This is a genomic window from Streptomyces sp. DSM 120436 (genome assembly GCF_055778765.1).
Genome location: NZ_JBSKBS010000001.1, coordinates 4,520,424 through 4,535,195, shown reverse-complemented (window position 1 = coordinate 4,535,195; position 14,772 = coordinate 4,520,424). Strand labels below are relative to the sequence as shown.

The following is a 14,772-nucleotide window of genomic DNA, read 5'->3' as shown; positions in this document are numbered from 1 at the left end:
CGCGCGGGCACACCGGAGCGGTGCGGGGTCTTCGCGTACGGGGCGGGTGCGTGACGGGTGGCGCGCGGGACGCGGTCGGACGGCGGCGGTGCGACGCGCGGTGCGGTCAGCCGGTGCCTGTGCGGCGCGCGGTGCGGTCAGCCGGTGCCTGTGCGGCGCGCGGTGCGGTCAGCCGGTGCCTGTGCGGCGCGCGGTGCGCCCGGATATCTGCAGCCGGTCGATGGCCCCGGTGACCGGGTCGCGGTGGAAGCGGCCCCCCGGTTCGAGCCGGCCGGTGGACGGGTCCACCAGGTCGCAGGACAGGTCCGCGTAGCACACCAACGGAATGGGGTAGTCACCGTCGACGGACAGGGTCGGCCTGCCGTCCCCGTCCAGCTTGACCGTGTACTCGACGCCCCCGTTGCGGTACGTCCCGGCGCAGTCCGTGAGGGTCAGGGCGGGTCCGCGGCGGGTGTCGGCGGACGGGCCGGTGGGCACGCGGATGCCGGTGAGCCGGGCGAGTTCGGCGGCGATGTCGCGCCACAGGGCGGTGGCGGCACCGGCGTTGCCGGTGAAGGCGACCACGATGCCCGTGTCGGCGTCGGCCCGCAGGTGGCAGGAGGTGCCCTGGGCGTTGCCGTCGTGGCCCCACCACACCCGGCCGTCCTGCTGGAAGAGGGCGGGGCCCAGGCCCCAGGAGTCCGCCAGCGCACCGGCGTCGGCGGCCGGTTCGGGGTGGCGCATCCGGTCGGCGACGGCGGCCGGCAGCGCGGCCGATCGGCCGATCAGGGCTCTGCCCAGGGTGACCAGGTCCTCGGCGCTGGCCAGCAGGGCTCCGGCGGGGGCCTCCACCGGGGCGAGGTTCTGGTGGGCCGGGCGCACCAGGCCCGTGGCCGTGTTGAGGGCGTGGCCGCTGGCGAGCGGCCGCGAGGGGGCGGTGTCGCCGAGGAACGCGGGGACGATGCCCAGGGGTTCCAGGACGAGCGCCGTCACCGCTTCCTGCCAGGTCATGCCCGTCACTTCGGACAGGATGCGGCCGGCGGCGACGTAGCCGGCGTTGGAGTACGAGAATCCGGTGCCCGGCGCGAAGAGGGTGTTCCGGGCGTTCCAGACGGCCGAGAGGTAGCGGGAGGCGGTGGCGCCGACGGCGCTGTCGGAGTCGGGCCCGGTGGGGAGGCCCGCGGTGTGACTCAGGAGGTGACGGACCGTCACACCGGGTAACTCGCCGGGCAAGCCGGGCAGGAGGTCGCTGACGGGCTCGTCCAGGTCGATGTCGCCGTCATCGGCGAGGAGCAGGACGGCGGTGGCGGTGGCGACCTTGGTGACGGACCCCAGGGGGACGGCCGTCCGCGCGGTGAACGCGGTGTTCGTCAGGGCGTCGGCCGTGCCGGTGTGCAGGCTGACGAGGTGGGTTCCCGTGTGGACGGCGAGCTGGGCCCCGGGCACGCGGTGTATGCGCGCGAGGGATTCGAGGTGACTGCGCAACTCGTGGTGCGAGACGGCCGATGGCCGGTCGGTGGTCGGCGCGGCGGTCGAGTAGGTCATGGGGACGTGACTCCTGGTGAGAGCGGGTGCGGGGAGAGCGGGTGCGCCGGCCCCACGGTGAGCGGTGCGGGGTGCGCGTCGACGTGCTTACGGCCTGGTGACGGCGATCGGCAGGTGGCGTACGCCGACGATGACGGCCGGGTTCTGGTACGTGACGTCGTCGTACGAGGGCACCCCGATGTCGGGGAAACGATCCATCATCATCCGCAGGGCGATACGGGCTTCCAGTCGAGCCAGGGGGGCGCCGAAGCAGAAGTGGATGCCGTGCCCGAACGTCAGATGGGGGTTGGGATCGCGGGCCGGGTCGAAGACGTCCGGCGAGGTGAAGCGGGAGGGGTCGCGGTTGGCGGCCCCCAGGTGGACCATCAGCAGGGTGTCGGCCGGGATCTCGTGGCCGCCGAGCTCCACGGTCCGGGTGGTGCGCCGGCCCAGCTCGGGGAAGGGCGGGAGCCACCGCAGGACTTCCTCCACCGCGGCGGGCACCCGGTCCGGGTCCTTGCGCAGCGCGTCGAACGTGCCGGGGTGCCGGTCGAAGGTGACCACGGCGTTGCCGAGCAGCGCGGTGGTGGTGATGTGCCCGGCGACCAACAGCAGGGCGACGAAGCCGACGATCTCCTGGTCCTCCAGCCGCGTCCCGTCGACCTCGGCGGAGAGGAGTCTTGTGGTCAGGTCGTCACCGGGGTCGGCGCGGCGGCGGCGTATGTGGTCCAGCACGTAGCCGTTCATCTCGCGCACGGTCGGGGCGATGGCCTCCAGCGCCCGTTCCAGGTCGGCCATGTCGAGGCTGTCGCCGAGCTGGTCGCCGCCGAAGAGGGTCGCGGCCCACTCCTGGAACAGCCGGTGGTCCTCGGCGGGGACACCGAGGAGTTCGGCGATCACGATGATCGGCAGGGGGTAGGCGAGGGTGTCGACCAGGTCGAAGCGGTCGCGGTCGGCGACACCGTCGAACAGCCGCGCGCAGACGGCCTCGACACGAGGTGCGAGTCCGTGGACCACGCGGGGGGTGAAGGCCTGGCTGACCAGGGTGCGGAGCTTGCGGTGCTCCGGCGGGTCCATGCCGACGAAGTTGCCCTGGGTGAAGGCCTCGAAGTCCTCCTGGGTGGGGGCGATCGGCGTCATGTCGGAGGAGTACGTCGCCGGGTCGGACAGGACGGCAGCGACGCCCTGGTGGTCCACGACGTGCCACTGCTGCCGCTCCTCGTCGTACGCCACGGGGCCCGCGTCGCGTAAGCAGCGCCATCTCTCGGGTAACGCGTCGAGTGGCGATTCCGCCCCGGTCAGTTCTGTGCTTGTCACCGTTTCTCCTTGGGTGAGAACGCGCAGGCCCGGCGGTGGGTCACCGACGATGCCGTGGTGCGAGGACGCCGTGGGCCGCCGCGGGCAGGGGTGGCCGTCATGCCCGCGGCCACCGGGCGTGGCGCCGCAGGACGGCTCTCGCTCCGCGCCGCGGGCCGCCGCGCGGCCCGCCCCCCGGGGGCCGGGCCGGGAGCGACCGGCCGGTCCGCCGGCCCACGGCGTGCCGGCCCGGGCGTCAGCACATCTGAGAACAGCTTTCGGACGGCGGGGATGCGGCTCCGAGCGGTCCGGAAGCCCGCCGAGCAGCGGACAGGCCCGCACCTGCGCAGCCTGGCAGCACACACCCCGGGGACCGACGAACAGGCATCAACACATCCCCCCGTGACTTCTCCCGTGCAGCAACCCCGCGCGGGAACTCCCCTGACCCACGATTCCGCACTTCACATGCCAAGAACACGCCTTCGACACGATTCGTCCGGGCCGAGCGCGCTCACAGTTTTCACGTCGGGTGACGAGATCGCAACCCCCCGAAATCGAAGGGGAGAGCCGTCAGGCGCCCCGCCAAGAAGGGCGTGTATCCCGGCGTTTCACATTCAAACCTGGTGTTGTCGAAGAGAATTCACACGCCCTCGCCACCGCGGGGCACGGCCCCCCTCACCCCCGCAACCACCGCCTCGATCACACGGCCGTCCACGCGACGGGTTTCGGCCAGACCGGGCGGGGGCCGCCCCGGGCCCCGCCCGGTCGTCCGGCACCGGCACAGCCACGGCGTCGAAACCGACCCGGCGCACGCGGAAAACCGGGGACACGCGCGCTCGCCCACGTGCGTGGGCGCCACGTCAATGAGAGAGCAGCAGTTCGGCGCGGCCCCGGCGCACTGCGGGCCCGCCGCCCGTCATCGGTCGCCGGCCTCGGCGCACTCGGCGACGAGGCGCACGACGGTGTCCTGGTGGTCCGACAGGAAGAAGTGTCCGCCGGGGAGCATTTCCAGCCGGAAGCCGGCCGTGGTGTGGCTCTTCCAGGCTGCGGCTTCCTCCGGCGTCACCTGCGGGTCCCGGTCCCCGGTCAGACAGAGGACGGGCGTCGCCACCACCGCGTCGGGGACCGGCCGATACCGGGTGACTGCCCGGTAGTCGTTGCGGATGGCGGGCAGCGTCAGGTCCATCAGGTCCGGGCTGCTCAGGATCGCCGTGTCGGTTCCGCCGAGGCGTGCGAGGTGGTCGAGCAGGTCCCGGTCGGAGTCGAACGCCTGGGCCTCTCGCGTCACCGACGGGGCGGCGCGGCCGGAGACGACCAGGCGGCAGTGGGCCGTCGACCGGTCGCGCCCGAGCCGGAGCATCGACTCGAAGGCGACGGACGCTCCCATGCTGTGACCGACGAGGACGAGCGGCACGGGCTCTGCCGCCCATCGCCGCAGGGACGGCAGCAGCCGGTCGGCAAGGCCTTCGACGGTCGTCACGAACGGTTCGCCCCAACGCTCCTGCCGCCCCGGGTACTGAACGGCTGCGACGTCGTACCCGTCGGGGAACCGCCGCGCGAACGGAGCGTAGAACGAGGCGGCGCCTCCGGCGTGCGGAAAGAACACCACGCGCGCCCGAGCATCCGCGGCGCCGCGCAGTGGCCTGATCCAAGGGTCCTTGCCCACCATCGCCACTCCTCACCCCTCGTCATGCGGCCGGGCCCGCCCGCCGGCCCCCCTTGTGACCGTCGTCGACGGTACGGTGCCCACCCTCCGACCGTCGAGGGGGCCGAGAACACCCCGGCGCACCCCCTGCGAGCGCACCGGTCACCACCCGCACCGAAGCGGACGGCCTCCCGGTGGACGAAGTGGCGCTTCGCCGTGCGGTGTGCGGTGCTGCAGCACCACGGCGGGTGGATCGGGCACGTGCAGCCGGTGACCAGGCACCCGGCGTGTGACGTCGACAAGGCCGCAGCCACCGTCGAGGAGCGTGTGGTGGGCGGCCTGGACGCCGGGGCGGGTGGGGACGCGTACACGCCGCCGGGCCGCACACCCCGTGGGTGCGGGCCCGGTGATGGCGGGGGTCAGTCCTCGCCGCGCACGATGTTCCCCTCGGCCCAGGTGACCGGGGCGGCCGGCACGGGGTCCCGGTCGACCGCGGGGAGGCAGGTCCGCAGCGGTCCCTGGTCGCGCAGGCGCCGTGCGCGCGCCCAGCCGGTCTCCGAACGCCGGGTCCGGGGCTTGTCCGTCTTCTCCGTGATCACGTCACATCATCTTCCTTTCTGCGGTCACCGGCGGGCCGGGTCTCCCGGTGCCGCACGGCTCAAACACCGCGCCTCCGGATTCACTCAACTTCATGACCACCGTGGGTGGTTCATGTGTTCGGGCGGGCGACGGCCATGTCGCCGAGGGCCGACTCCGGGTCGCGTTCCAGGGCGACGTCCCCCAACGACAGGACGCCGACGGCGTGTTCGTCCTCGACCACGGGGACGCGGCGCACGGCGTGCTCGCGCATCAGCCGCACCGCGAGGTCCAGCTCGTCGTCGGGCCGTACGGTCACCAGGTCCTCGCTGCACGCGCCGGCCACGGTCGTCTCCTCGGGGTCGACGCCCTCGGCGACCGAACGCACCACCAGGTCCCGGTCGGTGACCAGGCCCCGCAGCCGCCCGTCGTCGGTGACCAGCACGGCGCCCAGGTCGTGGTCCCGCATGAGGCGGGCGGCCTGCGCGACGGAGGTCTGCGGTCCGACGGCCACGGGCGCGGAGGTCATGATGTCGCGGACGTACTGGGTCATGGCGGGTCCCTTCCTCGGCGTGCCCGGCCTCGCCCGGCCGGAGCGACAGGGGTGCCGGGTACCCGCCGTACGGCCTGCGGCATCGTCAGCGCCGTACGGTGAACTCCGCCCACACCTGTTTGCCGCCGCTGACCGGCAGGGTGCCCCAGGACTCCGACACCGCCTCGACGAGCAGGATGCCGCGGCCCCCGGTGGCCTCCCAGCCGATGCTGGTGGGTTTCACCGGCGAGCGCGGGGAGGCGTCCGCGACGGCGAGGCGCAGCCGGTCCCCGATCAGGGCGAGGTCGAGGCGCACCTGGCCGTCGGTGTGCACCAGGGCGTTGGTGACCAGCTCGGACACGGCGAGCAGCGGTGCGTCGATCGCCTCGGTGACGCCCCAGGAGCGCAGCGTGCGCCGGGTGAAGCGGCGGGCGTGACCGACCGCCTGCGGGACCCGCCACACGGTCCAGCTCTCCCGCAGCGGGCGCGTGTCCATACCGTCGTAGCGCATCAGCAGCAGCGCCACGTCGTCGCTGCGGAGGGCGTTGCCGAGCAGGGCGTCCGCGACCGGGCCCAGGTCGGCGGGGTCGGCGGCGGCCACCTGCCGGGCGAACCGCTCCATGCCGGTGTCGACGTCGGAGTCCGGCGACTCGACCAGGCCGTCCGTGGCGAGGGCGACCAGCGTGCCGGGCTGGAGCCGCAGCGGGTTCATGGGGAAGTCGCACTGCCGCACCACCCCGAGCGGCGGACCGCCCTCCGCCTCCGCGATCTCGGTGCGCCCGTCCGGGTGGCGCAGCACCGGCGGCAGATGCCCGGCGCGCACGCACCAGGCGGCGCCCGCCTCCATGTCGACGTCGACGTAGCAGCAGGTGGCGAAGAGGTCGGTCTCCATGTCGACGAGGAGCCGGTTGGCGTGGGAGACCACCACGTCCGGGGGGTGTCCCTCGACGGCATAGGCGCGCAGGGCGGTGCGCATCTGTCCCATGAGGGTGGCGGCGCCGGCGCTGTGGCCCTGTACGTCCCCGATGACGAGGGCGACGTGGTGGTCGGCCAGCGGGATGACGTCGTACCAGTCGCCGCCGAGTTCCAGTCCGGCGGTGCTCGGCAGGTAGCGGGCGACGGCGACCGCGCCCGGCAGCCGGGGCAGGCGGCGCGGCAGCAGCTGGCGCTGGAGCATGCCGACCAGTTCGTGCTCGGCGTCGAAGGCGCGGGCTCGCATCAGCGCCTGTCCGGCCAGGTTGGCGGCGGCGGTGAGCAGGGTCCGCTCGTCCGCACCGATGTCGTGCGGGGCGTCCCAGCCGACGAGGCAGGCGCCGGCCATGCGGTTGCCGGCGGGCAGCGGCAGCACCGCGAGACCGCCCGGGCCGACCCCGGCGAGCGCCGGCTCGAGCGGGGAGCCGGCCGGCCACATCGCGGGGCGGCCGTCGCGCAGCGCGGCGGCCAGGGTCGGCATGGTGCGCACGGGCGCGTCGGGCCACTCGGTGCGCCACTCCGACCGCCACAGCTCCGGCCAGGCCTCCGGCTCGGGCGGGTCGAGGACGGTGACGACGAGCCGGTCGCTCTCCAGCTCGGCCAGCGCCATCCGGTCCGCGCGCAGCGGACGGCGCAACGCCGCCACCACGGCCTTGCCGACGTCCCGCACGGTCACGGCGGTGGACAGGGCGGCGGCCAGGCGCTGCACCCGCGCCACGTCGGTGACGTCGGCGCGCAGCGAGGAGGCGTCGGCGACGGTGCCGACGAGCCGGGCCGGGCGTCCCTCACCGCCGGACGCCAGCCGGCCGCGCAGCCGGAGCCACCGGGGCGGTCCGGCGGGCTGGAGCACCCGGAACTCCAGCTCGCGGTCGCCGATGGTCATGTGGTCGGCCTCCACCACGGACATCAGCGAGGGCAGGTCCTCGGGGACGGCCAGGCCGAGCAGGGTCTCCACCCGCCCGTCGAAGTCGTCCGGGTCGAGTCCGTAGAGGTCCAGGACGTCGTCGTGCACCCGGACCCGGCCGGTGTCCATGGCGAGGCTGAAGCCGCCCGGCGGCAGGTCCGCGCCCTCGGCGGTGACGGGCGGCGCGGGGAAGGCGACGGCGTCGGCGACGAGGCCGAGGCACGCCCGGTCCTCGGCGTCGAACCCGCCGGGCCGCTCGCTCACCGCGAGCAGACAGCCGCCGCCGTCGCGGCGCACGGGCAGGGCGGCGAGGTGGAAGTCGCGGCGGGGCGTGCGCCGCGACTGGGACTGGGCGGCCAGGTCCCTCGGGCCGAGCCACACCGCGCGTCCGCGGTGGGCCTCGGCGACGGGGCCGCGGCCGGCGGCGGAGTAGCAGTCGCGCACCCCGCACAGGGTCCGCGGCACCCCGGCGGCCTCCGCCAGACACAACAGCTCGCCGTCCCCACCGGGGATGTAGACGCCGGCGAACAGGGCGCCGGCGAAGACGAGGGCCTGCTCCAGAGTCCTGCGCAGCCGGTCGGGTGGATCCGGGTCCGCCGCGATCGCGCTCAGGGCGCCTTCGGCACGCAGCGTTCTCGTGCCGCCTCCCACAGCGCCCTCACCGACCACGTTGGCCATTACAGCGCCAAAGGGACACGGGCGCAGCCCCTGTGCGCGAACGGCTCCCGGGCGGACCGCCCCGGGAGCCCTTCGCGGGGTCCGCCAAGGCCGGCAGGGGGAGCGCGGGCCTTACGGCGGCGGAACGGGGTACGCGCAGGGGTGCGCGCGAAGGGCCGTGCGGGCCCGGTGACGCGGGCCGTGCGAGGAGGTGGTCGGCGTGTCCGAGGGGCAGTCGTCCGCGCAGGCGCCGTCGGGCTCCCGGGCACCGGTCGGCCGTCCGCTGCTGTCGCTGACGCTGGCCGCGATGATGGACGAGGTGCACGCCCACTCCGGCGCGGTGTACCTCCTCTCCCCCGACCAGCCCGTGCTGGAGATGGCGGTGATGGCGGGGCTGCCCCGCGCCTTCGCGGCGCCGTGGGAGCGGGTCGGGCTGAGCGCGCCGATCCCGGTCTCCGACGCGGTGCGCGAGCGGCGGCTGGTGTGGGTGGGCGGCGAGGAGGAGATGGCGCGCCAGTACCCCCGGCTCGCGATGGTGCTCCCCTACCCCTTCTCACTGGCCGCGCTCCCGGTGGCGACGGCGGCCAGGACGTACGGCGGGGTCTTCGTGACCTGGCCGGGCGCGCACCCGCCGGAGCTGTCGGACCGGGAGCGCGAGCACCTCACCGCCGCCTGCGACCGGCTGGCGGTGCGGCTGGAGCGGGCCGCCGAACACAGCCTGCCGCTCGCGCCGGAACCGGACCTGCTGGCCGCGCCGGCGGTGGGCGGGGCGGCCGGCACGCTCGGCACGGTGGAGGCGGCCCGTATGGTCTCCCGGCTGCCGTACGGGCTGTGCTCGCTCGATCTGCACGGGCGGGTGGCGTTCGCCAACGCCGCCGCCTCCGAACTGCTCGGCGTCCCGGCGAACCGGCTGCTGGGCGCGCAGATGTGGGCGGCGGTGCCGTGGCTGAACGACCCGGTGTACGAAGACCGGTACCGGGCGGCGCTGTTCAGCCAGCACGTCACCTCCTTCGTCGCGCTGCGCCCGCCCGACACGTGGCTGTCCTTCCGGATGTACCCGAGCACCACCGGTCTCAGCGTGCGGATCAGCAGGGCCCGCGCGGTGACGGAGATGAACCGTGCGACGCCGCGGCCGGGGGCGGCCGGGGACCGGCTGGTGACCATCACCCAGGTGCTGGGCCTGGCCGGCGCGCTGACCGAGGCGGTCGGGGTGCAGGACGTGGTGCAGCTGGTCGCGGACGAGATCGCGCCGGCGGTGGGCAGTCAGGGGCTGGTGGTCCTCGGCTCCCGCGCGGGACGGCTGCGGGTCCTCGGACACCGCGGGTACGCGGACCCGCTGGTGGTGGAGCGGTTCGACGGGCTGCCGCTGTCCGAGCCGACGCCGGGCGGCCAGGTGCTGCGCACCGGGGTGCCCGCCTTCTTCGCGTCGCGGGACGAGCTGGAGCGGCTGTACCCGGCCCTGCAGACGCACCCGTCGGAGTTCTCGGCGTGGGCGTACCTGCCGCTGATCGCCTCGGGCCGCCCGGTGGGGACGTGCGTGCTGTCGTACGGGTCGCCGCACCGGTTCGCGACGGAGGAACGGGCGGTGCTGACCAGTCTGGCGGGGCTGATCGCCCAGGCGCTGGAGCGGGCGATGCTCTACGACGCCAAGCACCGGCTGGCGCACGGACTGCAGGAGGCGCTGCTGCCCAGCACCCTGCCGGCGCTGCCGGGCATCGAGGCCGCCGCCCGGTACCTGCCGGCCACCCAGGGCATGGAGATCGGCGGCGACTTCTACGACCTGGTGCCGACACAGGGCCTGGCGGCGGCGGTGATCGGGGACGTGCAGGGGCACAACGTGACGGCGGCCGGGCTGATGGGGCAGGTCCGCACGGCGGTGCGGGCGTACACGGCCGTGGGGCAGGCGCCGGAGGAGGTGATGCGCAGCACCAACCGGCTGCTGCTGGACCTGGGCTCGGAGCTGTTCGCGAGCTGTCTGTACCTGCGGCTCGACCCGGTGCGGGGGCGGGCCGTGATGTCGCGTGCGGGGCATCCGCCGCCGCTGCTGCGCCGCCCCGACGGGCGGGTGCGGGTGCTGGACCTGGCCGGCGGTCCGCTGCTGGGCATCGACGGCGCGGCGGTCTACCCGTCGACGGAGGTGGCCCTGCCGCCCGGTTCGCTGCTGGTGCTGTACACCGACGGTCTGGTGGAGTCGCCCGGCGTCGACTTCGAGGACGCCCTCGCCGAGCTGTGCCGGCGGCTGACCGGCCTGGACGGGCTGCCCCTGGACGACCTCGCGGACGCGCTCGTGCGGCACGGTCCGCACGCGGCGGACCGGCTGGACGACACGGCGGTGCTGCTGCTCGAGACCGCACGGGACTGAGCCCGGCGGGGGGGCGGGCGCCCCCGCCCGCACACGGCCGGGGGCGCCTCCCGCACACGGGGTCAGTACGACGGAACCAGCCCGGAGTCCGCCCCGGAGTGACGGCCGGAGCCCATGCCGGTCCGCTCCCGCGCGCCGTGGTGCCCGCCCGCGCCGTCCTGACCGGAGTCGGCGTCCTGACCGGAACCTGCGTCCTGACCACCCGTCCGGTCCTCGGCGTCCGCCTGGCCGTCCGCGCCCGTCTGGCCGTCGCCGGTCTCCTCGCCCGCGCCCTGCTCCTGACCGCCGGCCTGGCCGTCCGCGCCGGCACCGGCGCCGAGGGTCGCGCCGACCGCCTCCAGGGCGGTGGTGACGGGCTGGAAGAAGGTCTCGCCGCCCACGGTGCAGTCACCGCTGCCGCCCGAGGTCAGGCCGATGGCGAGACCGTCCTGGGTGAACAGCGGGCCGCCGCTGTCGCCGGGCTCCGCGCACACGTCGGTCTGGATGAGGCCGGTGACCGTGCCCTCGGGGTAGTTCACCGTGGCGTCGAGGCCGAGCACCTGTCCGTCGGCGAGACCGGTGGTGCTGCCCATGCGGAACACCTGCTGGCCGACCGTGGCGTCCGCGGCCCGGACGACCGGGACCGTCCGGCCGCCGACGTTCACCTCGCTCGGGGCCTCGACGGCCGGGGCGTCGTAGGTGAGCAGCGCGAAGTCGCCCGCGCCCGGGAAGAGCGCCCGGTCGACCGTGGCGATGGGCTCGCCGCCCTGCTGGTCGGACCACTCGTCGCCGGCGGCGACACAGTGTCCGGCGGTGAGGAACGCCGGGCTGCCGTCGCCCGCGGTGACGTTGAAGCCGAGCGAACAGCGGGCGCCGCCCGCGAAGATGGCGTCACCGCCGGACGCGAAGGTGCGGAAGGTGCCCGCGGACTTCTTGAGGACGGCCATGCCGGGGCCGAGGCCCTCGACGGTGGACTCCAGCCGGTCCCACGTGTCGCCGGTGACCGTGCTGTCCGCGGTGACGAGGATCTTGTTGGTGCGCGGGTCGACCGCCCAGGAGGTGCCCGGGATGGTCGCCTCCGTCTTCAACGTCCGCTCCCCGGCCTCCAGTTCGGCCATGCTGTGGTCGACCTCGCGGACCTCCGCGCCCGCGCTGCGCGCCTTCAGGGCCATGGCGCCCCCGCCGCGCACCACGTTGACGACGAGCCGCTTGTCCTCGCCGTCGTACCAGGCGCCCGCGTACGCGTCGCCGAGCATGCCGGCGAGCCGGGCGGCGAGGTCCGAGGCGTCGCCCGCCTTGAGGGTCCTCGGCGCGGCCGCGACGTCGTCCTGCGCGCCGTCCTGGGACGCGTTGGCACTGGGGAGCAGGATCGCGGCGGCCCCGAGGGCCACCACGACGCCCGCCGCTGCCGCGGCCTTGCGCTTCGGGATTCGCTTGTGACTCAAACTTCTCGACCTCCTGGGGGACCGGAGTCGTGCCGCCGTCCGGCGGCTGTTCGGGGCGCCTGGACGGTCGTTGGTACGCAAGGGACTCGAGAGGTGTTCACCCCCTCCCAGCCCTTCACCGTCCGCCACCGTGCAGGCACGCCCGGTGTCCGGCCCCGCCGTGGGTCCCGGCTTCGGGGGATCTGCACAGCGCATGCCCGACCCGGTCACCGGACCCGAGGTGCGTGCGCAGGGCACCCGTCCGGGACACGCCTTTGCGGCCGGTGTGCCGGATTCCGGCCGCGGGCCGCACGTGGCCGGGCGCTGACGGGTGGCTCGGGCAGCGGCAAGTCGACGGTGTCGCAGCTGATCGCGGGGCCGTACACCCCGTGGGAGGGCGCGATCCGCATCGACGGGCGGCGCACCGAGGACGTCCCGCGCGGGGCGCTCGCCGCGTCCGTCCCCTTCGCCGGCCGGGACGTGGTCCTGCTCGAGGGCACGGTACGGGACAACGTGGCGCTGCAGGGGACCCGTCGGTCCCGGACGAGGCGGTGGTGGAGGCGCTGGAGGACGCGGCGCCGTACGACGTGATCGCGCGCCGTCCGGGCGGCGTCCACAGCCCGTTCGACGAGGCGACCAGCGCCCTGGACAACGGGACGCCGCGCACGGTGATCGAGAGCACCCAGGCGCTGCGGGCGACCGGCGTCGTCATCGCGCACCGGCTGTCGACGGCGCCGGCCGCGGACCGGGTGGTGGCGAGGGAGGCCGGCACGGTGGTCCGGCAGGGCACCCGTCCGAGCTCCTCACCGGCGCCCGGGGCCGGCTGCACGGGCTGGTGCGCAGGCAGCCGGCCTGAGCCGCCGGCCCGTCGGTCCCGGGGGACGGCGCGGTCCTCCTCCCGTCAGAGCACGCACACCGTGGCGCGTATGCGGCCCTCCGCGCGGTCCGTCCGTTGGACGGGGCGGTAAGTGGGTACCCACGGGCCATGCGGACCAGCGTGGTGGATGTCGGATCGAAGACCGTCCGGCTCGTCGTGTCGGACACGGAGGGCGGTGCGCCGTTGCCGGTGCACACGGCAAAGTGGCGGCTGCGGCTGTCCGAGCAGGTCACGCCCGGCGGGCCGGTGCCGGACCGCGCCGTGGAGGACCTGGTGGAGGCCGTCGCGGCGGCGGACCGGGCCGCCGCGCGCTGGGGCGCCGCCGGCCCCCTGGCCTTCGCCACGGCCGTGGTGCGCGGGGCCCCGAACCGGCACGAGGTGCTGCGCACGGTCCGGGAGCGGACCGGTGTCGCGCTGTGCACCCTGCCCGGCGAGGTCGAGGCCGAGCTGACCTTCCTCGCCGCGCGCCGCTGGATGGGCTGGCGCTGCGGGCCGCTGGCCCTGCTGGACATCGGCGGCGGCTCGATGGAGGTCGCCTTCGGGCGCGGCCGGCTGCCCGACTTCGCCGCCTCGCTGCCGCTGGGGGCGGCCCGGCTGACCCACGAGCACTTCGGGGACGAGGACCCGCCCTCGCCCGACCGGGTGCGCGCCCTGCGCCGGCGGGTGCGCCACCAGTTGCGCGACGCCGCGGCCCGGATCCGCTGGGAGGGGCCGCGCACGGCGGTCGCCACCTCCCGCACCTTCCAGCAGCTCGGCCGGCTGTGCGGGGCGGCGCCCGGGCGGCACGGCCCGTTCGTGGAGCGGGAGCTGTCCGCCGCCGACCTGCGCGGGGCGATCGACCGGCTGGCCGCCCTGCCGGCCGCCGAACGCGCCCGGCTGCCCGGCATCTCCGCGCCCCGCGCGACGCAGAGCCTGGCGGGGGCCGTGGTGGCGCACACCGCGATGAAGCTGACCGGCCTGGCGACGGTGACGATCTGCCCCTGGGCGCTGCGCGAGGGGGTGCTGCTGCGCCACGTGGAGGACGGCCCCTCCTGGTGGGCGGAGATCACCCGGCGCAACGAGAGGGAGGCGGAGGGCGCCGACCTGGTGCCGCTGCGCATCGCCGCCGCCCGGCACTGACTCCCGCCCGCGGGGCGGGGAGCGACGAGCACGACCAGCACGACGTGAGGAGAGCCCGTTGTCCGAGCACGAGCACGACGACACCCCGAAGCCGTCCGAGTCGGCCCTCGAGGAGGTGCTGCGCGAGGTGGAGGAGGCCGAGCGCCGCACCCGGGACACCGACGAGGACCGCCGTCACCGCGGCGAGGCGGGCGACGCCGTCACGCCCAACGTCCGGGCGCAGGAGGAGGCGGAGGGCGAGTAGCGGCGCGCGGGCCGTCACCCGGGTTCGGAGGGGACCTGGACGGCAGCCCCGTGCCCGCCCCTACTGCGGCGGGGCGCCGAGCGGGTGGGCGGCCAGGGCGCGGGCGACGCCCAGCAGGTTCGCGGCCATCGCGCGGCCCGTGCCGCGCGACCAGTCCTGGCCGCTGCCGCCCTCCAGGAAGCTCGGTCCGGGGCCCGGGCCCTGGTTCCAGTAGGTCCACGCCTGGCCGGGGACGGTGTAGCCGATGTCGTGGAGCGCGCCCGTGATCTCGCTGATCACATGGTGCGCCCCGTCCTCGTTGCCGGTGACGACGACGCCGGCGACCCGGTTGTAGGCCACCGGACGTCCCTCGTCGTCGGTCTCGGACATCATCCCGTCCATGCGCTCCAGGACGCGCTTGGCCACCGAGGACGGCTGGCCCAGCCAGGTCGGCGAGGCGATGACGAGGATCTCCGACGCGAGCAGCTTCTCGTGCACCCCCGGCCAGTCGTCGCCCTCGTGCACGGCCTCGCTGACCACGCCGGGGGCGATGTCCAGGTCCACGGCGCGGACGACGTCGACCTCGACGCCCTCCCGCTCCAGCTGCTCGGTGACGGTCCGGAACAGCGCCTCGGTGTTGGAGGTCTCCGGCGACTTCTTGAGCGTGCAGTTGATCACCAATGCCTTCATGACGTCATGGGGT

The 14,772-nt window shown here is 75.1% G+C and carries 11 protein-coding genes and 1 pseudogene; 4 read left to right on the top strand and 8 right to left on the bottom strand.

The window, feature by feature from the left end; genetic code table 11:
• Positions 1-168 precede the first annotated feature (168 nt).
• From ACWH4W_RS20260 to ACWH4W_RS20235, 6 genes are all read right to left on the bottom strand, one after another.
• Positions 169-1,524: a serine hydrolase domain-containing protein gene (locus tag ACWH4W_RS20260; protein WP_473077124.1), complete on the bottom strand. Its 1,356-nt coding sequence runs from the start codon at positions 1,522-1,524 to the stop codon at positions 169-171.
• An 87-nt stretch (positions 1,525-1,611) separates the two neighbouring features.
• On the bottom strand, positions 1,612-2,820 hold the full coding sequence (locus ACWH4W_RS20255) for a cytochrome P450 (RefSeq protein WP_473077123.1): 1,209 nt from the start codon (positions 2,818-2,820) through the stop codon (positions 1,612-1,614).
• Positions 2,821-3,715: 895 nt separating this feature from the next.
• Entirely contained in the window at positions 3,716-4,468 is a 753-nt protein-coding gene (locus ACWH4W_RS20250; protein WP_290003232.1) for a thioesterase II family protein, read from the bottom strand.
• A 395-nt stretch (positions 4,469-4,863) separates the two neighbouring features.
• A complete protein-coding gene (locus ACWH4W_RS20245; RefSeq protein WP_473077122.1) occupies positions 4,864-5,043 on the bottom strand; it encodes a hypothetical protein in 180 nt (59 codons plus the stop codon).
• Between the two features lie 110 nt (positions 5,044-5,153).
• Positions 5,154-5,573, bottom strand: a complete 420-nt coding sequence (locus ACWH4W_RS20240) for a CBS domain-containing protein (RefSeq protein WP_473077121.1) — start codon at positions 5,571-5,573, stop codon at positions 5,154-5,156.
• Between the two features lie 85 nt (positions 5,574-5,658).
• Entirely contained in the window at positions 5,659-8,106 is a 2,448-nt protein-coding gene (locus ACWH4W_RS20235) for a SpoIIE family protein phosphatase (protein WP_473077120.1), read from the bottom strand.
• Positions 8,107-8,305: 199 nt separating this feature from the next.
• Here ACWH4W_RS20235 and ACWH4W_RS20230 point away from each other — a divergent pair, with 199 nt between their 5' ends.
• Positions 8,306-10,447, top strand: a complete 2,142-nt coding sequence (locus ACWH4W_RS20230) for a SpoIIE family protein phosphatase (RefSeq protein ID WP_473077119.1) — start codon at positions 8,306-8,308, stop codon at positions 10,445-10,447.
• A gap of 62 nt (positions 10,448-10,509) precedes the next feature.
• Here the strand turns inward: ACWH4W_RS20230 and ACWH4W_RS20225 are convergent, their stop codons facing one another.
• Positions 10,510-11,871 (bottom strand): S1 family peptidase, encoded by a 1,362-nt coding sequence (locus ACWH4W_RS20225; protein WP_473077118.1) that lies wholly within the window; start codon positions 11,869-11,871, stop codon positions 10,510-10,512.
• Between the two features lie 300 nt (positions 11,872-12,171).
• Between ACWH4W_RS20225 and ACWH4W_RS20220 the strand changes: the two are divergent.
• The 3 genes and pseudogenes from ACWH4W_RS20220 to ACWH4W_RS20210 all read left to right on the top strand — a co-directional run.
• Positions 12,172-12,638: pseudogene (locus ACWH4W_RS20220) on the top strand (ATP-binding cassette domain-containing protein); the annotation flags it as partial.
• 197 nt (positions 12,639-12,835) lie between these two features.
• Positions 12,836-13,846, top strand: a complete 1,011-nt coding sequence (locus ACWH4W_RS20215) for a Ppx/GppA family phosphatase (protein ID WP_473077117.1) — start codon at positions 12,836-12,838, stop codon at positions 13,844-13,846.
• Between the two features lie 58 nt (positions 13,847-13,904).
• Positions 13,905-14,090, top strand: a complete 186-nt coding sequence (locus ACWH4W_RS20210) for a hypothetical protein (RefSeq protein ID WP_106411094.1) — start codon at positions 13,905-13,907, stop codon at positions 14,088-14,090.
• Between the two features lie 60 nt (positions 14,091-14,150).
• Here the strand turns inward: ACWH4W_RS20210 and ACWH4W_RS20205 are convergent, their stop codons facing one another.
• Positions 14,151-14,759 (bottom strand): flavodoxin family protein, encoded by a 609-nt coding sequence (locus tag ACWH4W_RS20205; protein ID WP_473077116.1) that lies wholly within the window; start codon positions 14,757-14,759, stop codon positions 14,151-14,153.
• Between the last annotated feature and the right edge of the window lie 13 nt (positions 14,760-14,772).

Coding starts and splice junctions, on each gene's coding strand:
- ACWH4W_RS20250 (WP_290003232.1), bottom strand. CDS start 4,468: ATGGTGGGCAAGGACCCTTGGATCAGGCCACTGCGCGGCGCCGCGGAT.
- ACWH4W_RS20240 (WP_473077121.1), bottom strand. CDS start 5,573: ATGACCCAGTACGTCCGCGACATCATGACCTCCGCGCCCGTGGCCGTC.
- ACWH4W_RS20215 (WP_473077117.1), top strand. CDS start 12,836: ATGCGGACCAGCGTGGTGGATGTCGGATCGAAGACCGTCCGGCTCGTC.
- ACWH4W_RS20260 (WP_473077124.1), bottom strand. CDS start 1,524: ATGACCTACTCGACCGCCGCGCCGACCACCGACCGGCCATCGGCCGTC.
- ACWH4W_RS20235 (WP_473077120.1), bottom strand. CDS start 8,106: ATGGCCAACGTGGTCGGTGAGGGCGCTGTGGGAGGCGGCACGAGAACG.
- ACWH4W_RS20205 (WP_473077116.1), bottom strand. CDS start 14,759: ATGAAGGCATTGGTGATCAACTGCACGCTCAAGAAGTCGCCGGAGACC.